General features: G+C 56.2%; 22 protein-coding genes. 17 read left to right on the top strand and 5 right to left on the bottom strand.

Features of this window, described 5'->3' with window-relative positions:
• The first annotated feature begins 163 nt into the window (after window positions 1-163).
• Together LK12_RS04740 and LK12_RS04745 are read left to right on the top strand one after the other, a co-directional pair.
• Complete coding sequence (locus tag LK12_RS04740; RefSeq protein ID WP_039279814.1) at window positions 164-1,414, top strand: tyrosine-type recombinase/integrase; 1,251 nt, start codon at window positions 164-166, stop codon at window positions 1,412-1,414.
• Between the two features lie 66 nt (window positions 1,415-1,480).
• Window positions 1,481-1,987 (top strand): winged helix-turn-helix domain-containing protein, encoded by a 507-nt coding sequence (locus LK12_RS04745; RefSeq protein ID WP_039279815.1) that lies wholly within the window; start codon window positions 1,481-1,483, stop codon window positions 1,985-1,987.
• Window positions 1,988-2,042: 55 nt separating this feature from the next.
• Here LK12_RS04745 and LK12_RS23725 read toward each other — a convergent pair whose 3' ends face one another.
• Genes LK12_RS23725 through LK12_RS04755 form a run of 3 tightly spaced genes read right to left on the bottom strand, consistent with a single transcriptional unit; the run spans window position 2,043 to window position 4,407 of the window.
• Window positions 2,043-2,390, bottom strand: coding sequence for a hypothetical protein (locus tag LK12_RS23725; RefSeq protein WP_156135384.1), 348 nt, complete (start codon window positions 2,388-2,390; stop codon window positions 2,043-2,045).
• Window positions 2,391-2,419: 29 nt separating this feature from the next.
• Window positions 2,420-4,147: a phage/plasmid primase, P4 family gene (locus LK12_RS23730; RefSeq protein WP_052223154.1), complete on the bottom strand. Its 1,728-nt coding sequence runs from the start codon at window positions 4,145-4,147 to the stop codon at window positions 2,420-2,422.
• Window positions 4,144-4,407 carry a helix-turn-helix transcriptional regulator gene (locus tag LK12_RS04755; protein WP_039279817.1) on the bottom strand — a complete coding sequence of 88 codons (264 nt, stop codon included), beginning with the start codon at window positions 4,405-4,407 and terminating at the stop codon, window positions 4,144-4,146. The genes LK12_RS23730 and LK12_RS04755 overlap by 4 nt, the downstream gene beginning before the upstream one ends.
• Before the next feature lie 971 nt (window positions 4,408-5,378).
• On the opposite strand from LK12_RS04755, the gene LK12_RS04760 reads away from it, so the two are divergent.
• Complete coding sequence (locus tag LK12_RS04760; RefSeq protein ID WP_269430639.1) at window positions 5,379-5,792, top strand: DUF5623 domain-containing protein; 414 nt, start codon at window positions 5,379-5,381, stop codon at window positions 5,790-5,792.
• A gap of 6 nt (window positions 5,793-5,798) precedes the next feature.
• Here LK12_RS04760 and LK12_RS04765 read toward each other — a convergent pair whose 3' ends face one another.
• Complete coding sequence (locus LK12_RS04765; RefSeq protein WP_039279821.1) at window positions 5,799-6,119, bottom strand: hypothetical protein; 321 nt, start codon at window positions 6,117-6,119, stop codon at window positions 5,799-5,801.
• Between the two features lie 454 nt (window positions 6,120-6,573).
• Between LK12_RS04765 and LK12_RS04770 the strand changes: the two genes are divergently transcribed.
• From LK12_RS04770 to LK12_RS25090, 4 genes are read left to right on the top strand one after another with little or no spacing between them, the layout of a single operon-like run.
• A complete protein-coding gene (locus LK12_RS04770) occupies window positions 6,574-8,097 on the top strand; it encodes a hypothetical protein (protein WP_156135386.1) in 1,524 nt (507 codons plus the stop codon).
• Window positions 8,097-8,360 (top strand): hypothetical protein, encoded by a 264-nt coding sequence (locus LK12_RS04775; RefSeq protein WP_039279824.1) that lies wholly within the window; start codon window positions 8,097-8,099, stop codon window positions 8,358-8,360. The genes LK12_RS04770 and LK12_RS04775 overlap by 1 nt, the downstream gene beginning before the upstream one ends.
• A complete protein-coding gene (locus tag LK12_RS04780; protein ID WP_039279826.1) occupies window positions 8,357-10,492 on the top strand; it encodes a phospholipase D-like domain-containing protein in 2,136 nt (711 codons plus the stop codon). The genes LK12_RS04775 and LK12_RS04780 overlap by 4 nt, the downstream gene beginning before the upstream one ends.
• A 33-nt stretch (window positions 10,493-10,525) precedes the next feature.
• The gene (locus LK12_RS25090) at window positions 10,526-10,591 is read left to right on the top strand and encodes an SEC-C metal-binding domain-containing protein (RefSeq protein ID WP_082010371.1); all 66 of its coding nucleotides are present in this window, start codon (window positions 10,526-10,528) and stop codon (window positions 10,589-10,591) included.
• Window positions 10,592-10,606: 15 nt separating this feature from the next.
• On the opposite strand, the gene LK12_RS04785 is transcribed toward LK12_RS25090, so the two are convergent.
• Window positions 10,607-11,020: a hypothetical protein gene (locus LK12_RS04785; protein ID WP_156135387.1), complete on the bottom strand. Its 414-nt coding sequence runs from the start codon at window positions 11,018-11,020 to the stop codon at window positions 10,607-10,609.
• 63 nt (window positions 11,021-11,083) lie between these two features.
• Here LK12_RS04785 and LK12_RS25350 point away from each other — a divergent pair, with 63 nt between their 5' ends.
• From LK12_RS25350 to LK12_RS04825, 10 genes are all read left to right on the top strand, one after another.
• A complete protein-coding gene (locus LK12_RS25350; RefSeq protein WP_039279830.1) occupies window positions 11,084-11,341 on the top strand; it encodes a helix-turn-helix domain-containing protein in 258 nt (85 codons plus the stop codon).
• Between the two features lie 66 nt (window positions 11,342-11,407).
• Complete coding sequence (locus LK12_RS04795; RefSeq protein ID WP_039279831.1) at window positions 11,408-12,439, top strand: hypothetical protein; 1,032 nt, start codon at window positions 11,408-11,410, stop codon at window positions 12,437-12,439.
• Window positions 12,440-12,672: 233 nt separating this feature from the next.
• Complete coding sequence (locus tag LK12_RS25095) at window positions 12,673-13,125, top strand: winged helix-turn-helix domain-containing protein (protein WP_231568242.1); 453 nt, start codon at window positions 12,673-12,675, stop codon at window positions 13,123-13,125.
• Window positions 13,126-13,202: 77 nt separating this feature from the next.
• Window positions 13,203-13,598, top strand: coding sequence for a restriction endonuclease (locus LK12_RS25100; RefSeq protein WP_231568249.1), 396 nt, complete (start codon window positions 13,203-13,205; stop codon window positions 13,596-13,598).
• Between the two features lie 138 nt (window positions 13,599-13,736).
• Complete coding sequence (locus LK12_RS24125) at window positions 13,737-13,910, top strand: type II toxin-antitoxin system Phd/YefM family antitoxin (RefSeq protein WP_082010341.1); 174 nt, start codon at window positions 13,737-13,739, stop codon at window positions 13,908-13,910.
• Window positions 13,910-15,910 (top strand): type I restriction-modification system subunit M, encoded by a 2,001-nt coding sequence (locus LK12_RS04805; RefSeq protein ID WP_039279832.1) that lies wholly within the window; start codon window positions 13,910-13,912, stop codon window positions 15,908-15,910. Before LK12_RS24125 ends, LK12_RS04805 begins: the two co-directional genes overlap by 1 nt.
• A complete protein-coding gene (locus tag LK12_RS04810; protein WP_197063457.1) occupies window positions 15,907-17,154 on the top strand; it encodes a restriction endonuclease subunit S in 1,248 nt (415 codons plus the stop codon). The genes LK12_RS04805 and LK12_RS04810 overlap by 4 nt, the downstream gene beginning before the upstream one ends.
• A complete protein-coding gene (locus LK12_RS04815; protein ID WP_039279833.1) occupies window positions 17,151-18,419 on the top strand; it encodes an AAA family ATPase in 1,269 nt (422 codons plus the stop codon). The genes LK12_RS04810 and LK12_RS04815 overlap by 4 nt, the downstream gene beginning before the upstream one ends.
• Window positions 18,406-19,104: a retron system putative HNH endonuclease gene (locus LK12_RS24130; protein ID WP_082010342.1), complete on the top strand. Its 699-nt coding sequence runs from the start codon at window positions 18,406-18,408 to the stop codon at window positions 19,102-19,104. Before LK12_RS04815 ends, LK12_RS24130 begins: the two co-directional genes overlap by 14 nt.
• Window positions 19,101-22,115, top strand: coding sequence for a type I restriction endonuclease subunit R (locus LK12_RS04825; RefSeq protein ID WP_039279834.1), 3,015 nt, complete (start codon window positions 19,101-19,103; stop codon window positions 22,113-22,115). Before LK12_RS24130 ends, LK12_RS04825 begins: the two co-directional genes overlap by 4 nt.
• Window positions 22,116-22,566 lie beyond the last annotated feature (451 nt).

Below are 22,566 nucleotides of genomic sequence, written 5' to 3' on the forward strand. Positions count from 1 at the left end.
GGGTAATATTATTACCATAGAGTAACAATAAATTACATTCCGAGAGGGTCTATTATTCTAAAATATTGATTTATAACGATTTTTATGCTATGCGTGTATACAGGCATTAACACCGTGACACACGCTGCTCGTGTACACGGCTGGATACACAGGAAGCATAGAGATGGGCGCATCGAGGCTAAAGCCGCTGACCGTGAAGGAAATCGAGAAGCTCACGGCGACCAAGCCAGATACGATCAAACACCTCTCTCTGGGCGGTGTCCCCGGGTTCGTTCTGGTCCACACGCCGGCCGGCTACACCAGTTACGCTCTGATCTATCGAGTGGGTGGCAAACGAAAGAAGCTGACCCTTGGCAACACCCGCATGCTCACCCTCGCCCAAGCGCGCAAGCTGGCAGGGCAGTTTCGGACAAGCGTTGAGACAGGTGGAGATCCTCACGGCGAGAAGCTCGAGAAGCGTCGCCAGGAAGAGGAGCAGCGGCGCCAAGAGGAAGAGAAAGCTCGCCTTGGAGTGGAGCGCATGTGGGAGACCTACATGCACTTGGTCGGGAGCCAGTTGCGAAGCCGCGGCGAGAAGGACCGAATATTCCGCAAATACCTGCTCCCCTATGTCCAGGGCCTGTGCGTCACGGAAATCACCAAGAACCACGCACTCGCGGCAATCGATGCTCTGGTCGCCCGCGATCGGCGTCCTATGGCGGATAAGGCCCGGCAGGAAGGCGCCGCCTTCTTCGAATGGCTCATCGAACGCGACCATGTTGACCGCAACGTCTTTGCCCGCATCCGGAAGACGAAGAACTCGAAGAGCATTCGCACACGCGTCCTGACCGACGAGGAAATCAGGGCAGTCTGGATCGGGAGCGAGCCCGAGGGGCATTGGGCCTGCTGGATCAAGTTGCTGATCCTCACTGGCTGCAGAAACATGGAGGTGCGCGGCGCACGGTGGTCCGAAATCGACTTCGAACGACGCCTTTGGACGATCCCAGGCGAGCGCTACAAGAACGGACGCCCACACACGGTTTACCTGACAGACCCCATGATCAAGCTCTGGCACGAAGTCCCACGGTTCAGGAGTTCGGATCTCGTGTTTCCGGCTCTGGGCAACATGTGCCAGCCGATGTCGGGCGACCAAAAGGTCAAGGATCGGATCGATAAGCGGATGCGGGAGATCATAAAGAACGCCGGCGGGAAAGAACCCGAGAACTGGTGTGCTCACGACTTCCGGCGCACCATTGCTACCGGCCTGCAGCGGCTTGGTTTTCGGCCTGATATCGCTGACCAAGTGATCGGGCACGTCGGCTCAACGCGGCGCGGGGCCGGTGTCCACTATCTTCACTACGGTTACGACGAAGAAAGGAAAGAGGCGCTACAAGCCTGGACAGACCACGTAATGAATGTGTGCAGCCTCCACTAAGCCAGCTATAAGTTGCGCCGTTTTGTCTTGCGCAAGATTCAAAACATCGCCACTGGGAGTTCAAGCATGAATGGATCCGATCCTCGTTTTGAATATACACGCAATGACTACCTTTACGACCAAATAGATTACTTCTCAGAGCGCGCAAAATTTCACGGAAGCTATGCTGATGATGCGGATAGGATAGCCGTCCTGCTCGACTCTGCTCGATATGATGAAGTTGTAGGGCTGGAAGATTGGCAATGGGAAGCCGAGCATTACCCTAGTCCAGCTCTTGTTGCCGAGAAGCTCACGAAGTACGATAACGCAGATATCCCGATTCGCGCCTATTACTTGAGCAAAGCTCTGCAGCGACTGCTGAAATTTTCCGGGGCACCGGAAAATATGATCGCGGATGTCACGCTTCTACTTCGGGGATACGCACCAAAGGGAGCTGAAAAATATGCTCAGGCTCAGCGAGCTTTGATCGAGAACCCGGGGATGAGCATCACGAAGATCTCAGAAATTTCTAATCTCGATAGAAGCACGATACATACGTTGATAAAAAAGGGTGTCCTCGTCCGACCGGATTGATCGTGGCGGCACCTGCGACCCGCGCAGGCGCCGATTTCATCAGAATTCACCGCACTTAGAACGGGGCGGAGCGCTCAATGACGATTTTTATGCCAAAGTAGCAACGCACCGGATTTACCTCTCCTTTGATTGTTCCAGTTTTACAGGCGATACCCTTCGCCTTCAGTTTCCCAGTAAATTTCGCCCTTATCAGGGGAAACCGGATCCCCTGATCTCCCGCCCAAGCTCGGTAGTTTGCGTAGGCGACATCCCCTTTGACGCGAAAATCCGGGCCGATCTCGGCTGAGTCATCTAGCCACTGCTGGATGGTGTCGTTCTCCTCAAAGTATTCGGCTGTGGCGGTCTTGACCGTAGGTGACGGCTCCAGTCCCTCTTGGTAATATCGCACCGCCCCCTCGATCATCCAACGTAGGATCAGGTCGACCTCATCTCTCAATTCTCCGTTAAGTAAGGATCCGGCGCCGTCACGCCCCTAGAAAATTTCAATACGTGGAAGCGACGGCGAAACTCAGGCCCTACTGATCGAAGACTTGGCGCCTCATTGCCGGTAATCAACAGCTTGAACTCGGGTCGGAATTCAAACAGATGACCTCCCTTGAAAGACGCTGATTGGCTCTCCCCGCCAGTAACAGATTTGATGCGGGCGTCGTTCCAAGCCAGGCTGCCGTTGATTTCATTGACGAGAACTAACCGGGCTCCCTTGAGCCAGGCAATTTCCTCGTGATGCTGACTATGACGGCTCTCGAGAAATGCAGTGTCTGTTGACGTCCGCGCGTAGTCGCCCATGATATGGCGAAGCGTGTTCGTGATAACGGATTTGCCATCACCACCGGGGCCAATCCACATCGGCAGGCATGCCTCGGGGTTGCCACCAATAAGGAAAAGCCCCGCTAGCTTCTGAATGTACGACAATTCTTCTGGGTCTTCGCCAAACCATTCGTGCAATTTCTCAAGCCAGAGTGATCCCTCGCTACTTTCGGCAGGGGATACTGCGGCGCATCGCGTGATCAGGTCGCTAGCCATCTGGGGCCGCATCCTCCCAGTTTTCAAATCGATGGTACCAGCGGGCGTGTTGAACAAGTGGAAGTCCGGATCCCAACTGCGCTGGTCCATACTAAATTCTGGCCTGTCTCGCAGCGATGCTTCGACCCCCTTAATCGTGGCACTGTTGCGCAATTCATCTGAGAGGTGCACGTCGATGGCATTGCGCAGGCGGTAGTCGCACTGCTCACGCCAGCAGATCCCATCAAAGAAATACCAACATCGCCGTTCCCGGTCGTAACGGAAGTGGTCACGAGTTTGGGGCAGGAAGCCGTCGGCTAGCACGCCATGGCTAATCCGTATGCGCTTCCGTCCGTTGGCCCCTTGTTTCGATCGGGCACTATCAATCCATTCTTGGATCGTTTTTTCAGCTTTGGGCCAATTGTATGGTGCGCCAGCTTCTTCGCAAGCTTCCCGCTTAGCCCGGTTAATGCGCTCGTGAATTTCCCCGTCGGACCAGCCACGATTGACCATGGCCCAGACTGCTTGGACGCACGTATCATGTGTGTCGCCGCCGCCTCCGACACCGGCCCAGACCATGTCATTCAACTTGTAAACGCGATCTTCCGGATCCTTACAAAATCCGTGAATTTCATCCACCAGCCACTGTCCAAAGACAGGCAAAGAACGATAGTCGAGATCTACGAGAGGCGTGCCAGCGATCCACGAGTACGGCAGTTGGGTTTCCGGGTGGACAGAGGGCGGGACGACTGTTTGCGCTCCACAGCAAAGGATGTCGATCGCGGGTGTCTTCTTGGCACCTCGTTTCAATTCAAACTTGGTTGTCTTCTGTTCGTAATCCACACGAACAAAGTAAGTTGCTCCCTTCTTTCCCCTTTTGGTGGGTACCTTCGTGCCTATCGCTCGTTCGACGCACCGAACGAGTTCTGCGTCGTCCACGTCGATATCGATAGCGAGGAGACGGGTTCCGTCGGGCTTAAGGTCACCGCAGCGGACACCAAGGTTACAAGGACGAGAAAACTCACGCTCGATGCTTGCGAGTGAGGGGTGCATGACGGACCATCCTTGAGACCTTGCAGCCTTCGAGCCCAGATCAACACGCAAGGGCACAAAGCCATTGTTGTGAAGCCGCAGGGCCTCAGCGAGGGTGCTCTTCATTTTGCGGCTCCCTTGTCGACCGCGGGCGCAATTTCGCGCGAAGCGCACCATTCTACGATTTCAGCTTCTGGCCACGCGACAATACGCGGGCCTATCTTCCGGCGCCGCGGGAACCTGCCCTGCTTCTCCCACCGAAGAAGCGTCATCCAGGAGACGCCAACGCGCTCCAGGACTTCGGGCTGGCGCAGATAGCGGTTCGAGTTAACCTTTGCGCCAGCACCGTTGCCAACACCAGAACAGGAAGTCGGATTTTCTTTCATCGTTCACTCCTATGGTTTAGCCGATAGGAGGGCAGAGAAATCATCGTAATATTAGAACTTTGATTTACATCAGATATCGCTGCCCATCGGCAGCTCTCTAAAAAACACACGAGATGTGAGGGTAGCCATAGCCCCCCGACCCAACACCGTGCTCGACCGCTGGCCCGGGACCCAAACCGTCGGCATCGCGTTGGATGTCCTCTGACGCGAACTGACGTTGTCGCGGCAGGATATGTCAGCCAAAATTCGATAGCTCACGTGTTCCAAAGTAATTGTAAGTGAGCAGCAACCGAGCAATTTCCAAGTTCCCTGACACCCTGACATCGTTAGGATTTGGAAACACAGTGATGGGCAGCGGGCCTCTTGCCCCTACTATCTGGTGGTTCCGCTTCGGCCGCTCAGTCGTAGACCGTGTCAGAGGCGTCAGTGCGTCAGGCGCCCTACGACCGACGCACCTCTGACTGTACGCGAGTGCAGATCGGCCAACTTCAAGCTCTGTCGGATGCGCGACCCGATAAGCGGCTGCAACTTGGGTTCAAAATAGTAGTTTCGCACCATGTCTCTCGGCTCAAGAGCGATGGCTTCAGGTGGCAAATGCCACTCATGATCCCGGGGAACATCAAAACCGATATCGGGCCCTCTGGATACACCGGCGACTACACAGCTACCCATAGTTTCTCTGGCCTGGGCTGGATCGCGGCCGACCCTCTGCTTCGTGGACAGGCGACTCGGAGATGAAGCCGCAGAGACAGCCAAAAATCCGGCACAAAGAACTTTCCCCTGCTCCCCGCCAAGCTACCGTATGTGACCTCTTGGTAGCGCATGTTATAATATTTAAATTATTGTTTTTCTATATAATTTTCTATTCTTGGATCGTCCTCAATTGACACCCAAGGAGATTAGATATGTCACTGGACGAGGGAACTTTTGGCACCAAAATTCCGACCGATTAAAGCTTCAATCAGTTCTTGGTGGGGCCCCAACTTCGGCCAAATGCAAAAATGCCGCTAGCCGCGCACCAAATATGCGGCCGGCTACTCAAGCAAATCGTGCTAACGACAGAATTTGGCCAAGTCGGGCACAAACCAGTAGCCGTTGTGCGTGATCGGCTGGACGAGTGGCTGATGCGGGAATACGACCGCGCAGAACTCGACAACGAGACATTTTCGAAAGTATATTTTCCGGGCCCCGATTTGCCACATTCCCAATTGGGCTTTGCGGAACGGATCTTCGCGCTTGAACTGATCAAGGCGATACTCAAGCAGCACTATCCCGATGGAAAGGCGCTTCTCACGGTACTTTGGTTCATTGATCGTGCCAGCGTTTCGCTCGAAGCTTGGGCCTCCAAGAAGAACGACTACACCCACCGGCGTTCACATCATTAACTAAGCTCAGGCCTCGATCGCCAGTGCCAGCAAGCGAGCGGCCATCTCGAGATCGGTACTTTGCCCACCTTCATCGGTGCCTGCGAGCACCAGTAGCCGGACAGCCATCACGAGGCGGCCGAGACGGGTTTCCGGATAGCTGTCGAGCGAGAGGGTAAGGTCGATACCGGCCACGGCCTCGAGGGCCTCGAGAGTAGCTCCGTCGGCCTCCCAGGCCGTATCGGAGACAGGATCGGGGTCGCCACCATCTTCCCAGGCCTGGCAGGCAACGGCAGCGGCGTTCACGGCACGTGCGGCCCGCTGTAGCAAGGCTTCGAAGTGATCCATTGCGTCCTCAAAAATTAAAAAACGCCAATTTTATCATGTGGATATAGGTCGGCACAATTTCCTGCTTTGCAAACCAAATGTCGCGGCGCAACGAGGCTGATGACTAGCGGCACCTGACGCCCTGACACTCCTGACGCCGTTCTCCGGTCGCCTCCGACACGACGCAGGGAGGACCAAAATAGTCTCCTCCGCCCCCTTTCGCCTTTACCAACCTTACACACCGTCAGGGTGTCAGGATAATCTGGTTGGGAGCCGGAGGCCGCTACAGGGGTTATCGTGAAAATACGCCGGATATCTTTCGGCCCTGACGGTGGAGTGATCAGTCAGTGTCAGGCGCCGTTAGTGCTGGACGCCCGGATAGGCGCCGTGGATCAAATCGCGCTGATATCTAGCGATAGTAATTAGATAAGATTTGGATTTTATTCTGGTCAACCTGGGATGGGGGAGCCTGGCCATGATCAATCTTAGCAAAGCAGCAACGGACGATCTTCGTCTGCTTCATTGGAACGCAGAGTTGCCACCAGCAGGGACCAACGATCCTCTCGGGTTGACATTGAGGGTCGGGGCCCGGCTGACCGCAGAGCTGTCTCACTGCATCACATCGATCACCCCGAGAGCACGTTATTACTCATTCTTTCCTTGGGCCTTCCAGCGCGCAGTCGGCAAATGTAATGACAGCGCTCGCTTGGACGAGGTCGTGCAGCGCGTGATCTTGGACGAGAGGGCTATGGCCCTGGGCGCCGTGCTTCACCACGAGGGGCATCCGTGTGAAGGCGGTGGGCTTCAAGGCTCGAACAAAGCTGAAACGCTTGTAAGTGAACCGGGACGAAGCCCCATCGATCTATCTACATGGAACCATCTGCAGGCCAAAGAGGGTGGATTTGCTGCTTACAAAGGCTCGCTAATCAATCTCGGCCTGTTTCAGGCTGAAGATGCGGAGGATGACCAAGATAGACCCGAAGACATCGACGATGAAGCAGAGCACGCGAGCGTTGCGCTGACGTCTGGTAAGCTCTCCGAAAAGGGTGAGGCGCTAGCTCAATCCTTTGCTGCGGCTGTCGAGGGCGCCAAGTACCTTGATCTTGAGCCTACCCAAGCGCCAATAACATTCGACGTACTCAACGAATTCGGTGCCAAGGCAGGGCTGTGCGAGTTGCGAGAGGCCGACTCCTTCGACCTTGGGCCATTGCGCGATCTGTTTTTCGCCGTTGGCATCGAAGGCTTGGAGAACTCCCATTATCGGCGGCGGATGACTCTGCTCCTGGTTTTGCAAGCGGCTCATATCGCTGACGCCAACGGCCTGGAACTCGATAACGATACCTTCAATGATATGACATTCTATCGACGGCTGGTGCTGCCTGATGAAGCCAAGTCGGAAATCGCCGTGTCCTTTCCGCCCCAACTAGACGACATCGCCGAACGGTGGAAAATCTTCTATTTTCACAATTATCTGACTGTCGCCCTGGAAAGTTTGTTGGCCGGTGTGGCCCGGTCTTTGAGGGGGCATCCAGCCGGACGTACAATCGGCGAAATCCTGGACGATTTTGACGATGTTGATGCCCGAATGGCTTTGGCCGAGCATTTCGAATTCAAACCGACAGATTCCTTTCAGGAAATGACGCCTGCCAGATCGCTAGCCGCTCTTGGGATTGACGTTGCCCCGTTGCTGCAAGGATCATCGAGCGCAGTTGAAGCATTGCGATCAGGCGAAATGATTGAGCGCCGCCTTCGTTCGCTGCTGGTTGATACCGGATTTGTCAGGGGGCCGGCTGGTCCAGCAATTGCAGCAATGCTGCTCTTCTCGCTCGCACTTCGATACAAATGCACGGTGGGGGATCGGTACCAAGGTTGGAATAGGCAGAAGGTCTTCAACCAACAATACGACATTTCGCTGCCTGGTTATCTATATGCTTTGGATGCCCAGTTTGGTGATGACTGGTGGCACACGAGCATACGCGAGGTCATGGCGCGATCCTGATGCGCTATGTAGTTCGTCAACATGAAGCGATGAGCTACGAGCGTGGCTTTGGCGGCAGCCCTCCACTCTTCTTCTTGGAGGGAGAGCGCATTGTCGGCAATGATATTAGTCGAGACGATGTGGACCCTGGGAATGCCCGTTTCCCAAGCATCATGCAGGTTCTCTGGGATTTACGGCTGATCATAGACCATGAATCCGGGCAAATGCTTTCGGAAGATGGCAATGCTCTGCTTGCCTCCTACTTGGATGGGAACGGAGCATGATTCTCGACTTCCTCAAGTTCCTGAATGAAGGGAAGGCAAAATACGCTTTCGTTGCCACCTACGAATTCGATCCGCTCTTTTTCGAACGTCGCATGCAGCCGAGCCGGTCCTTTGACGCCGCCGATCGCATCGTCGTGTTCATGGACGAAGGCAGATACCATGAGCTTCTGACCCAGGGACGGCAGGGCGAACATTTTGACCGCCGATATTTCGTGGTGCCGGTCAGATGCGATCAAGGCGTTTTTCACCCAAAGCTCTATTTTGCGATAGGCGACAAGGCGTGCATTGCCTCCGTCGGGAGCAACAATTGCACCGCGTCGGGCACAGGACATAATTTCGAGCTATTGTCGGCCTTCAAAGCCGTACTGGCGGGCGATGCGCCTTCCCCCCGAGAAGCGCTTTGTGCGTCAGTCTTCCAACTCTTCCGCCGCATCGCACTAGATGTAGGGCCAATGGCCAGTCTGCTTCGGAACGAGGTTTTTGGGCCGCTCGAATATTCCTTCCCCTGGTTGTCTGATGCTCAGGCGGCGGCTGATCCTGACGGAATAGAATTGCTTTCCAACTTTGACGCCTCCCTCTGGAAACAAATACTGGATCGCCTCGGCACTGCAGACGTTGGCAAGGTCACTCTTTGCGCTCCATTCTTCGATGAAAGCCTCTCGACAATCGAGCGCATCAAGGACCGTTGGCCAAACGCAAAGATCGAGATTATTGCTCAGCCTCACTACAGCAACCTCCCCTCTGCCAGGCTGGCAAGTCTGCAAGACAGGTTTGCGGACATTCAACTACTGTCGGCAACGCCGCAATCGGCAGGCCGCAATCTACACGCCAAGGCACTTGCCTTTGAGACTGAGAATGAGACCTACTGGCTCACCGGAAGCGCAAACATCAGCAATGCGGCATTGGTGGGAGGAAACAGGGAAGCTGGTTTGTGGTTCTCAACCCGCCAGCGCGCGTCCGAAGTCTTACAACACGAAGACCTAACGCTCGCCGTCATCGCCGCAACTGAGTTCAAAGAGAAGGAGATCGCAGAGCCACTTCCTAGCTCGCAGCCACGCCACGGACTCCAAATATTGTCAGCTATGCTGTCCGACAAAGGCGAACTACGAGGAACGATCCGCGTCCCACCTTCCGCAAGCGACCTGAGTCTCAGGCTCTTCCGACTTCGCGAGCAGCACCCGTTTCTGATCCGCTCGCTGGGAGGCAGCAAGGACGATTTTGTCATTAACTTGGACGACGACCAAAGAAAGTCATTCGAGCGTCCCGTGATCGCCTATTTGCAGGCCGACATCGCAGGCGAGACGGTCATCAGCAATCCTGCGTCAGTCGCCCAACTTGCGCAACTGCTGCGTGATAGAGAAGGGAGTGGAGGGGCAGGCAACCGACTCAACCGCATTGCCGAGACGGGCGAAGGAATGATCGAGTACGCGGATGCACTGCAAGGTGTCGACGAAACCATCGATTTCTTCAAAAACGTCAATATTCGGTTCGATGACGGTTCGCATCATGGCGGATATGGGGGCCAGAATTGGAGAGCCCGCGACCCATTTTCGGGTGACATACCGGACAGTTGGCTGATCGGATCGCGCGGAGGATCGATCACAGAGCTTCGCGATGCCATATGGGATTTCGTTGAGCGGCATATCTCCACTAGGCTTCAAAGGCACGTATCTCGCGGCAACCCGAACGGTCTGCCCAATTTCATGGATGTCTATCGGACAGTGAGCGGCTTGCTGCTGACGTATCACCAAAGGAAGTTGGAAGGCGAGACGGTCATCCCGTCGCCATATGCAACAAGCGGCCTACAACAGGCGCTCGCCGCCTTGATCGGGCCCATGGCTTCGGACGATCCGAATGAGCGTGGCTTTGTTCAGGCAATCCAGATGAACTTGGGTACGGAGCATGAATTCGTCAGAGAGTTGCTTGAACGCCATCGTGTCGCCGCGACCGTGTTTGCGACTGTCGATGAACTCATCAGAGTGCGGAGCGCTGCGCTCAATTGTTCGCCAACAGACAAATGGTCGATGACGAGGAGGAAATGGGTTTCGGATTGGATTGCCGAGACAGGGCTGACGTTGCCGAGCGAGGGAGATCTGGAAGAGGTCGGCGCTGAGTTTCGAATGGCGGCATAGGCGATCGTCATCCCTTCGGCACGACCAGGTAGGATGCAACGACCCGTGCGCCCCTGCGGCTCGGGGAAGAAATACAAGAAGTGTTGCGGCTTGAACTGAAATCGGATGCGCAAATTAGGGCACAATAACCCGCCGATCTGCACATGCCACGTGCCCAAGCGAGGCCGATCGGAAGCTCTCTCCCCGACTGACCTTCGCAATATCAACGATGCGTACCTGCGTTCTCGGCGTCAGCGCCCGCTGCTCTCCCAAAACCTCGCAGATGTAATTGGCGTACCCAACGCGGTTGGTACCGTCGTCCAGGACGCCAACCTGCCATTCGACCGCTTGACCCGGTTGGTAGATGAAGTCCTTCACCTTGGGTTCGGCCCTGATGGCCTGCTTAGCGGCTTCAATGGCTTCAGCCGCTGGCCCGACATCTCCCTTGTCCTCGGGAGCGGGCGGCTCGATTTTTACCCCGGCAAACTGAAATGCGAAGATCATCAGCGCGACGATGCCTAACATGCCCCATATCAATTTGCGAACCAAGCTTGACCTCCTGCTAATATCCCAAATCGGGATATACTAAAACAGGTTCTAGGCCTCGGCACAATGTCGAGGTCGGTCTTCTCAGAGCCCTACGAAGTGTTACTTCAGGCCCTTATCGAGGGCCGGCGTGCCGCCGGATTGCGGCAGATCGACCTCGCTGAGCGCCTCGGAAAGCCCCAGTCATTCGTTTCAAAATTCGAGAATGGAGAACGGCGGCTGGACGTCGTAGAATTTCTGGTCATCGCCAAGATTATCGGTCTGGACCCTCATGCGCTGATCGACCGACTTTCTGGGCTGCTAAAGCCAGGTACTCGGATCTGATGCAGCCCCGAACGCGGTCAACCTTGGCACGGTTGCGTTTGAGCCTGAACGGCGCATTAAGGCCGAATGCCGAAAGCATTTGACCTTTTGGCCGCAGCGGCGGCCTTCGCACGCGAAACGGGCGTGCCTATCAACGATGAGGATCTCGTGCCCAAATTCGTTGCGGACGCAGCGGCGCAGCTGCGGGCGGCACTGGGCGACACGGCTCTGATCCACGGCACCCGGACCGAAAATCTGTTTGAGGCAATGGTGCTCAGCCTCGGCCGCTTCAAGCTTTTCAAAGCTGAAGACGTCGGGAGAGTACATGCGACGGCGCCGCTGCGCGCGCCGGACTTTCGGATTGTATTGCATGATGGCGAGCAATGGTTGATCGAAGTAAAGAACGTACGCCAGGAGAATCCACACAAGCAGCAAACAACGATGTCAGCCGCCTATCTGGAATCGCTACAAGCCTATGCCGACGTCGTTGGAGTCCCCCTGCGGATCGCGATCTACTGGTCGCGCTGGAACATCTGGACGCTGATCGCGCCTGACCGTTTCGGGACAGCGGCCGGAGGACTGAAGGTGCGCATGCCACAAGCGATCATGGCGAGCGAACTCGCGCGGCTCGGGGACGTCTCTATTTCAACGGTGTCGCCGCTAAGGCTGGTGCTCGGAGCCGATCTCAACAAACCATCGAGCTTAGGCTCGGACGACGTTGCCAATTTCACGATTGAGTCCGCCCGCCTATTTAGCGGCGAGGTTGAGCTAACCGACGAGAAGGACCGACAGCTTGCAGAAATGCTTCTGCTGTTCGGCGAATGGCCGATCGAAGGGCTATACCCCGTGATGGACGGCGATGTCCTGGTTGGCGTTGAGTTCGTCAGCGTTCCTGAAGAGCCATCCGGGATCGGCTTCGACAGCATAGGTTGGGCAAGCCGCATCTTCTCGCGGTTCTTCGCAGAGAGTACGGTAAAAGGCGACCAAGTCATTCAGCTCAGCAGGGGGCCGGCGCCTGAAAGGTTCGCACCGCTGGGTTCGTGGGACTTCGCTGGCAGCAATCTTCCGCTCTGGCTCTTCCAGCTCCAGCCTTCGACGGCGGAGGACTCTTCCAAGTAGCGCCGCGGCTCGCAGCGCCTGCTCCTAAGCAAAATGCTCCTCTTCCTAGGTGCTTACGATCCTCTGCCGCAGGAGCAGAGGCTTTGCTTCCTCGAGAGTGCAAATTTTGGTGCGCACCGGTAATCGTGTATCCGGCCATGTATCCTATGATCACTTAGGCAGTAGTCTGCCGCAAATAGAGTGCCTACTTTTTCTCCTTTCCTTGCCGATATTTGCCTTGCTATCCTCTCGCTATGTCAATTCCTGATTACCAGACTTTGATGTTGCCAGTGCTTTCCGTGGCCGCCGAGGGCGAAAGGCGGGTGCCGATTGCGGCTGACAAGATTGCTGATCAGCTAGGGCTCTCCGAGGAAGAGCGCGAAGAGATGTTGCCCAGTGGCAAGCAACGGTTGCTGCACAATCGCGTGCACTGGGCAAAATTTTACATGAGCAAGGCCGGGTTAATCGACACCCCCCGGCGTGGTGTATTCACCGCCAGTGAAGCCGGGAAGCAGCTCCTCGCTACGCAGCCGGACCGGGTCGATGTTGAGGCACTCAAGCAGTATCCGGCGTTCGCGGAATTCTACGGCCAATCCGCCACCGCCAACGAGCCTGATCGGGTTCCAGCCGCAACCAGGGCTACTTCTCTGACTCCACGCCGGAAGAACAGATCGATGCGGCCCAGTCCGTTCTTAATGCAGCGCTGAAGGCTGATCTACTCTCGCGTGTCCTGGAGCAGTCGCCTGCCTTCTTCGAACGCGTCATTGTAGAGCTATTGGTGGCTATGGGGTACGGCGGGTCGCACGAGGATGCTGCCCGGCGGCTGGGCAAGTCAGGCGACGGCGGTATTGACGGTGTGATTGACGAGGATCGGTTGGGGCTCGATCGGATTTACGTCCAGGCCAAGCGCTATGCGCCCGGCTCAGGTGTCGGCCGGCCGGACGTTCAGTCTTTCCTCGGCAGCCTCGTGGGGCAAGGCGCAAGCAAGGGCGTATTCGTAACGACCTCTAGCTTCAGCCGGCAGGCGAGCGAGTTTGCGGACAGTCTGCGAGAACGTATTATCCTGATCGACGGAAAGCGCCTGACGGAGCTAATGGTCGAATTCGGTATCGGCGTGCGGATTAGCCGGGTGGTAGAGGTGAAGCGGCTGGATGAGGATTTCTTCATCGACTACGAGTAAGCAAAGAGGACAAAATACGTCACGCTACGTCGGAGGAAGGTCGATGGCAGGCCGGAACGTGGCGAACGGCCATTCTAAAAATCCCACTGCCCAAAGCTTAAAGTTATGGCTAAAGTAGCTCCAACTCTGGAGGGGCTCATGCAGCATATGTCGGCGCGCGACGCCAAGAATGGCTTTGGTCGGCTCATCGATCTGGCCCGGGCGGCGCCTGTGTCGATCGACAAATACGGCAGACCTGTCGTGATCGTGTTGTCAGTGGAGGAGTATGAACGGCTCTCGGCCCAGAGCAAAAAGAACGGAACAAACGCCTGATGGCCACCCATACTGACCTTTCCAACCTGATCTGGGAAATCGCTAACCTTCTGCGCGGTCCCTATCGCCCTCCGCAGTACGAACGTGTCATGCTGCCGCTGGTCGTCCTGCGCCGCTTCGATTGCGTTCTGGCCGATACGAAAGAAGCGGTAGTGGCCGAGGCCAAGCGTCGCGAGGGCAGCAAGATTCAGGGCGATGCGCTCGACAGCAAACTGAACCAGGTGGCTGGCCATCGCTTCCACAACCGCGCGCCATATGATTTCAGGAAGCTGCTCGGCGATCCGGATAACATCAACCAACACCTGCAAACCTACATAAATGGCTTTTCCGCCAACGTCCGGAAGATCTTCGAGTACTTCGAATTCACCGCCGAGATTGAACGGATGCACGAGGCAGGCATCCTGTTCCTGATCGTGAAGGAGATTGCTGGCGTCGATCTACACCCCAACAAGGTCAAGAATGACCAGATGGGGCTTCTTTTCGAGAACCTGATCCGGCGATTCAATGAACTAGCCAACGAAACGGCGGGCGATCACTTTACGCCGCGTGAAGTCATCACGCTGATGGTCGATCTCTTGTTCATTGAGGATGATGCGCTGTTCCAGCAATCCGCCGCTGTGAAAACGATGCTCGATCCAGCGTGCGGCACGGGCGGAATGCTGGCTGAGGCGCAGTCCTATATGCGCAGCCACGGAGCCGCTGCGAAGCTTTATGTCTACGGCCAGGACTACAACAAGCGCGCTTTCGCCACCGCCGCCTCCGACATGCTGATGAAGCAGGTTGACCACAATGGGCACGGCGAGAACATCCAGTTTGGCGACACCTTCACCGATGACAAGTTCGAGGGCCACAAGTTTGACTATTTCATCGCCAATCCGCCATTTGGAGTGGATTGGAAGAAGCAGCAGAAGGACATCGTGGCGGAGCATGAGCGCGGCAAGTCCGGCCGCTTTCATGCTGGCCTGCCACGCGTAAACGATGGATCGTTGCTGTTCCTCCAGCACATGATTTCAAAGTTTGAAGACGTTGACCCTGCAAACAACAAGCACGGTTCGCGCGCCGCCATCGTCTTCAGCGGTTCGCCCTTGTTCACCGGCGGCGCTGGCGGCGGCGAAAGCAACATCCGCAAGTGGATCATCGAAGAGGACATGCTGGAGGCGATCATCGCCCTGCCGGAACAGATGTTCTACAATACCGGCATTGGCACCTACATCTGGATCGTTACCAACCGGAAGGCGAAGGCCCGCAAGGGCAAGATCCAGCTGGTCGACGCGCGCGATACCTGGATTCCCATGCGCCGCAGCCAGGGCGACAAGCGGCGCAAGATCGGTGAAGGCCCGGCACTCCCCGGCGATGATCGTACAGACGAGCCAGACCAGATTGCCGACATCGTTCGCCGCTACGGCCAGTTTGTCCAGGGCGAGCAGTCCAAGATCTTCGACAACGATGATTTCGGCTACACCCGCGTCACAGTCGAGCGGCCTTTGCGGCTGCGTTATCAGATGACGGTAGAGGACAAGGCGCGCTTCCTCGATGCCGCACCGCACCTGCTCGACGATATTCAGGCCATAGACAAGGAGCTTGGCCGCGAACCGCTGATGGACTGGAACGCCGCGTCCAAGGCCATTGAACGCATTCTGAAGCAGCGCGGATCGAAGTGGCGCGCGGCGGACGAAAAGCTGTTTCGCAGTGTGTTCACCACCAAGGATGCGGGCGCGGAGAAAGTACGGAAGGGCAAGGGCTTCGAGCCTGATCCCGATCTTCGCGATTTCGAGAACATCCCGCTCAAGGTCGATATCGAGGCCTTCTTCGCGCGAGAGGTCCTACCCCATGTGCCCGATGCCTGGATGGACCGGAGCAAGGACAAGGTGGGTTACGAAATCAATTTCAACCGCCATTTCTACAAGTTCACTCCGCCCCGTCCGCTGGCATTGATCGATGCCGAACTGAAGGAGGCGGAAGAGGAAATCTTGCGCCTCTTGCGGGAGGTGACAGAGTGAGCAGCACGCAACAGCAAAACACGATGCGTCTTAAGTTCGCGGCGACCATCAACGATGAGGCATTGCCCGAAAACGTCGATCCGGACTTTGAGATCGCCTACATTGATATTGGCAACGTGGACTCCTCCGGGACAATCCATGAGATTGTTGATTACCGGTTCGAGGCGGCCCCAAGCCGCGCGCGCAGGATCGTGCGGGATGGCGATATCATCATTTCCACCGTTCGCACCTACCTGCAAGCAATCGCCCCAATCATAGAGCCTCCCGAGAACCTGATTGTCTCGACCGGGTTCGCGGTCGTTCGTCCTCGTCCAGACCAGCTCGACCCGGGTTTTTGCCGTTATGCCGTTCGGGAACCTCGATTTCTGGCGGAAGTCGAAATGCGATCGACGGGCATCAGCTACCCTGCGATCAATGCGTCTGAAATCGGCGACATTGCGATTGCTTTGCCGGAACTGCCAATCCAGCGAAGAACTTCGGCATTTCTTGACGCGGAATTGGCCCAACTCGACACCCTGATCGAGGCCAAGGAGAAGCTGCTGGGCCTTCTGGCCGAAAAGCGGCGGACGCTGGTGGGAGAAGCGGTCATGAGGGGGCTGGACCGCTCCGCCCCCTTGTGCCCCTCGGGCATCGACTGGCTCGGCGATATTCCGACGCATTGGGAGATCGAGCGTTCCCGCTGGCTGTTCAAAGAACGTGATGAACGGTCGGAAACCGGCGAAGAGGAAATGCTGACCGTTTCCCACATCACCGGCGTCACGCCCCGGTCCGAAAAAGACGTCAACATGTTCGAGGCAGAGACGACGGCAGGGTACAAGCTGTGCTTCACCGGTGACCTCGTCATCAACACGCTTTGGGCATGGATGGGCGCTATGGGCACGGCCCCGGTCGATGGCATCGTCAGCCCCGCCTATAACGTCTACACACCTGGCCCGCGCCTGCTACCAGCCTTTGTCGACGCACTCGTCCGCATCCCGGTCTTCGCGCAGGAAGTAACGCGATACTCGAAGGGCGTCTGGTCGTCCCGCCTGCGCCTGTACCCCGAAGGCTTTTTCGAAACCTTCTGGCCCGTGCCGCCGCTTGACGAACAGGAAGCGATCGTTGCCTTCATTGCCGAGGAGCGCACCAAGATCGACAAGTTGGCAACTGCCACCGAACGCTCCATCGCCTTGCTGAAAGAACGCCGCAGCGCCCTGATCGCCGCCGCCGTCACCGGCCAGATAGATATTCCGGAGGCCGCATGAAGATTACCAAACTCGACGTTTCCGGACTGCGCGGCTTCGCCCAGGCAACCTTCGCGTTCGATCCTTCCTTCACGCTGCTGGTTGGCGTCAATGGCGTGGGCAAGAGCAGTGTGCTGGAAGCCCTGCGCATATCCCTGTCGCGCGTGCTGCCGAAGTTCACAGCCAGCCGCGCTGGTCCATTGGCGTTCTCCGGCGACGATATTCGGATCGGCAGTTCGGCCCTTTCCGTCCGGGCGGACTTCCAGTTTGGGGATGATCCCCGCCATTTCTTGATGCACGTACCCCGCGAACGCTATGCCAAGGGCGAGGAAGGTTCGGTGCGGTATGGTGTTATCGAAACACCGGAACGCGAAGAAATGTCGCAGCCGTGGCCCAAGGAGGACAAGGCGGCAGAGCAGCCGCTTGGCTTGTACTTCGGAATCCGCCGCTCCCATCCCACCGATGCGCAGGCGAAAATAGGCCAGACGCGCGGCGGTCAGGCTGCGGCCTACGCCGACGCGCTCTCAGATGTCCGCGCCCTGCATCTTGCAGACATGGCTTCTTGGATTTTGGCGCAAGAAGCACTGGCTGGGGAATTGCCGCGTGCAAGGATGCATCTGGAAGCGCTGAAGTCCGCTGTTGCGCGATTTCTGCCGACATGTACTGGTCTGCGGGCGATCGGTGACGAAGAAAGGCCGCGCCTGCTGATCACCAAGGGCGATACCGAACTGGACGTTCGCTTCCTGTCGGAGGGGGAGCGCGGTATGCTTACGCTCGCTCTCGACCTTGCCCGCCGCCTATCGCAAGCAAACCCCGGCCTTGACGATCCCGTTCGCGATGGCGTGGCCGTTGTGCTCATCGACGAGCTAGACATGCATATGCATCCCACCTGGCAACGGCAGATTTCCGCCCTCCTTACTGAAACCTTCTGCAGCTGCCAGTTTATCGCTTCCAGCCACTCTCCCCAAATCATTGGTGAAACGCAGCCAAATCAGTTGATCTTGCTGAGGCAAATCGATGGCAAAGTGGTCCCCGAGCAATGTGGGCAAGCATATGGCCTGGACACAAACTACGTCCTCGAACAGATTATGGAAACGCCGTCACGTCCAGCACCTGTGCGTGCTGCTATCGATGCTGTTGAGGAAGCGCTCGATGAGGCCGACCTTGATCTTGCTCGCGAGAAGTTAGCCGACCTACGCCGTTTGCAACACGGTGATGACCCGACTTCTGCAGGTCTCGAAGCAGCCATCAACAATCTCGAAGCCTTGGCCGATGAGGCAGATTAGAAAGCAGGCACCACCGGCCGCATTAACCGAATGGATTGCTGCCAATCAAACCGGACCGAATTGCGGTTATGGTTCTGTGAGCAGTGAATTGCGCAAGATCATTCGGACATCGCTCATTGCCGAACAGGGCGGACTCTGTGCTTACACCGGCAGAAAAATTGATGTCGATAGTTGCCACATCGAACACCTGAAGCCGCAGGCCTACTGCCAAGGCTTAGAAGACGTTACATATCGCAACCTTGTAGCGGCAGTTCCAGCGCCCAACGCGCCAAAATTGCCATACGGAGCGCAATTCAAAGATAACTGGCCTTCCGATGAAGAATCGGCGCTGTTTATCTCTCCGTTAAAAGATGGCTGTGCAGCGCGTTTTTCATACAATTTCAGGGGTGAAATTCATCCTGCTAATGCCGCTGATGCAGCCGCAACCGAAACAATCAAGCGCCTTGGTTTGGATCATAGCATTCTGGTGAGCTTCCGCCGCGAAGCGATCAATCGAACTCTTCAAGCGCCCAAGAAGGGTACGGCATCGCTCGATCCCAAGGCCGCCCGACGAAGGTTGGACGGCTTGCGGCAGAAAGATTTAGGCACGGAACCTCTTGAGCCATTTTCCTTCGCATTGATCAATGCTTTAGAAAAGCACATCAATCGGATCCAGAAAATTAGCGCGAAGAAGAAAAAAGTATGAAACCAGCTCGCCACACTGAAGAGGCTTTCGAGATCGTGGTCGAGAGCGTGTTGTTGGCGAATGGCTACACCTCGATTGCATCGGATCAGTTCGACCGTGCGTCTGCTATTTTCCCTGATCCAGTTATCGACTTCATCTGCGCTACCCAGCCCCGTGAATGGAAGGCTCTTGAAGCCTTGCACGGCGACAAGACGCGCGACCAGGTACTTGCAGATCTGGTTAAATGGATTGATGCCAACGGCTCCCTTGCTACGCTTCGGCACGGCTTCAAATGCTACGGCAAGACCCTCCGCGTAGCCACGTTCAAGGCGGCCCATGATCTGAACGCAGAGCTGGAGGCACGATACGCCGCGAACGTCGTCAGCGTCACGCGCCAGCTTCGCTACTCGCTCAGCAACGATAACGAACTTGACCTGGCGCTGAGCGTCAACGGTATCCCGGTGATTTCGGTCGAGCTGAAAAACGCTATGACGAAATCGACCGTTGAGGATGCCATTCGCCAGTACCGCCGCGACCGCGATCCTCGAGAACCGATTTTCGAGTTCAAGCGGCGGATACTCGCGCATTTCGCAGTCGATACCGATGCGGTCTTCATGACGACGCGGTTGGCCGGTCCAGCCACGCACTTCCTGCCTTTCAATCGCGGCAATGAGGGTGGCGCAGGCAATCCTCCTGACCCGAATGGCCGAAGCTATCGTACGGCTTATCTGTGGGAAGAAGTTCTTCAGCGTGACAGCCTGCTCGATCTGCTGGCCCGCTTCATCCATTTACAGGTGGAAGAAAAACGCGACGACGCGGGCCGGAAGGTCAAGAAGGAAACCCTCATATTCCCGCGCTACCATCAGCTTGAGGCCGTCCGCGATCTGGTGGAGCGGGCCAAGTCCGAAGGCCCAGGCAACAATTATCTGATCGAGCATTCAGCGGGCAGCGGCAAGAGCAACACCATCGGCTGGCTTACCCACCGCCTTGCGTCGCTGCACGACAGCGCCAATGACCGCGTGTTCGACAGCGTCATTGTCATCACAGATCGCGTGGTGCTCGACAAGCAGTTGCAGGACACGATCTACCAGTTCGAGCACAAGCACGGGGTGGTGCAGAAGATCGACGACAATTCCCGGCAGTTGGCGGAAGCTCTGGAAAGCTCCGTGCCCATCATCATCACGACCTTGCAGAAGTTCCCGTTTGTCTCGCGTCAGCTGATCCGGCTGGCGGAAGAGCGGGGGGACGATGGTGACGGGGTGCTCAAGACCCGGAATTTTGCGGTTATCATCGATGAGGCGCACAGCTCACAGGGCGGTGAAGCCTCGACGGACCTGAAGGAAGTCCTCGGTGGCCAGCGGCTGCGCGAAGAGGCGCAGCGCTACATGGTCGAGAACGACAGCGCCGGCGAGGATGAGCTGTTCCGCAGCATGGCTAAGCGCGGTCGTCAGGCAAATATCAGCTTCTTCGCATTCACCGCGACGCCGAAGCACAAGACATTGGCGGTGTTTGGCAATGGCGGAAAGCCGGCCCACCGCTACACTATGCGCCAGGCTATTGAGGAGGGTTTCATCCTCGATGTCCTCAAGCACTATACCACCTACGCCACCTATTTCCGGCTGTTGAAGGCCAGTGACGACGATCCAAACGTGGTCAGGAAAAAGGCGGCACTGGCTCTAGCGCGTTTCCTGAAGCTGCATCCGCACAATATCGCCCAGAAGACCGAGGTGATGGTCGAGCATTTCCATGCGGCCACTCAGCACAAGGTTGGTGGCCGCGCCAAAGCCATGGTCGTTACCGGCTCTCGGCTTGAAGCAGTGCGGTACAAGCAGCGTTTTGACGCCTACATCAAGGCGAAGGGCTACGCGATCAAATCGCTCGTCGCGTTCTCAGGTGCAGTTCCCGACGACAAGCTCCCCGATGTCACCTACACCGAAGAGGCGATGAATCTTGGCGTACGTGAAAAGGAACTGCCCGATGTCTTCGCCACGTCCGAATATCAGGTCTTGCTCGTAGCAGAGAAATATCAGACCGGATTTGACCAGCCGCTTCTCCACACAATGTATGTCGACCGACGGCTTTCTGGCATCCAAGCCGTACAGACCTTGTCCCGGTTGAATCGAACTCACCCTTTCAAGGAAGACACGTTCATTCTCGATTTCGTGAACGACCGGACCGAGATCCAGAAGGCCTTCAAGAGCTATTACGAAGGCGCAGAGATCGGCGAGGAAGTCGACCCAAACCGAATGTATCAGATCAAAGTCGAACTGGATTCGAGCGGCATATACGCCCTGAGCGATGTCGAGCTTTTCTCAGACGTATACTTCAAACCAAAATTGAAACAGAGCCCTGCCGATCATCAGAAGTTGAATGCCATTATCGATCGGCCAGTATCCAATTTTTCCGACCTTGTAAGAGACGATCCGGCAGAGGCCGAGGTATTACGCGGAAAGATCCTCGCATTTGGCAGTCTGTACGGCTTTCTTAGTCAGATTATTCCCTATCAGGACTCTGACCTGGAAAAATTGTACGTCTTCCTGCGCCATCTGGCTTCGAAGCTGCCAAAGAAGGGAGGCAGCCAATCCTACCAGTTCAACGACGAGGTCAGGCTTGATTACTATCGCCTTCAAAAGGTCAGCGAGGGTTCAATCAGCCTCTCTGAAGGGGCTGCCAATAAACTCGATGGGCCATCTTCTGTTGGATCGCAGATAGCGCGTGAGGAAGAAGTACCTCTTTCCCGGCTGATTGATGTCGTGAATGATCGCTTTGGAACCGATTTCAACAATGCCGATCAGCTGTTCTTCGATCAGATCGTCGAGGCCGCGATGGCCGATGCCAATTTGCGGCAAGCCGCTATTGCAAACCCAGGTGAAAAATTCGAGCTGTTGTTCAAGAATCTGCTCGAAGCTCTGTTTGTCGAGCGCATGGATCAGAATGAAGAGATTTTTGCTCGGTTCATGAATGACAAAGCTTTCCAAGGCCTTGTCACAAACTGGCTTGCGACGGAAGCCTACGAGAAGTTGAGAAAATAACCAGTAAATCAATGCGTGACTGGTGCAGGCATTGTGAAACACTGATGTCTCTCAAGAACTCTGGCCTCGCCTGAATGAGATGTGGATCATCTATAGCTCGGGATACACGGCGGATACACAGACCTTCGCCGGCGCGCGCCCAAATTCCTGGCTTGAGTGAAAAACCGCGCTTTTCCGCGGTCTGTAATGGTGGGCGGTGAGGGGCTCGAACCCCCGACCCTCTCGGTGTAAACGAGATGCCTGCAATCAAAGCGACGCATTTTCGTCATTCGACAGAAAAACAATACAAGATCAAAACGCAAAATTGCGATCCTTGCTGACCATTTGCTGACCACTTGTTGTCGTATGACGAAGCGTTGTCAGCCTAACGAAGGCTCGCACCATTGTTGAAGGCGCCCCAGACGCAGCACCAAGGTTGGGAATTTGTATCCCGACCGCAGACCTCCCGTAA

The sequence above is a fragment of the Novosphingobium malaysiense genome (genome assembly GCF_000802225.1).
Classification (GTDB): Bacteria; Pseudomonadota; Alphaproteobacteria; order Sphingomonadales; family Sphingomonadaceae; genus Novosphingobium; species Novosphingobium malaysiense.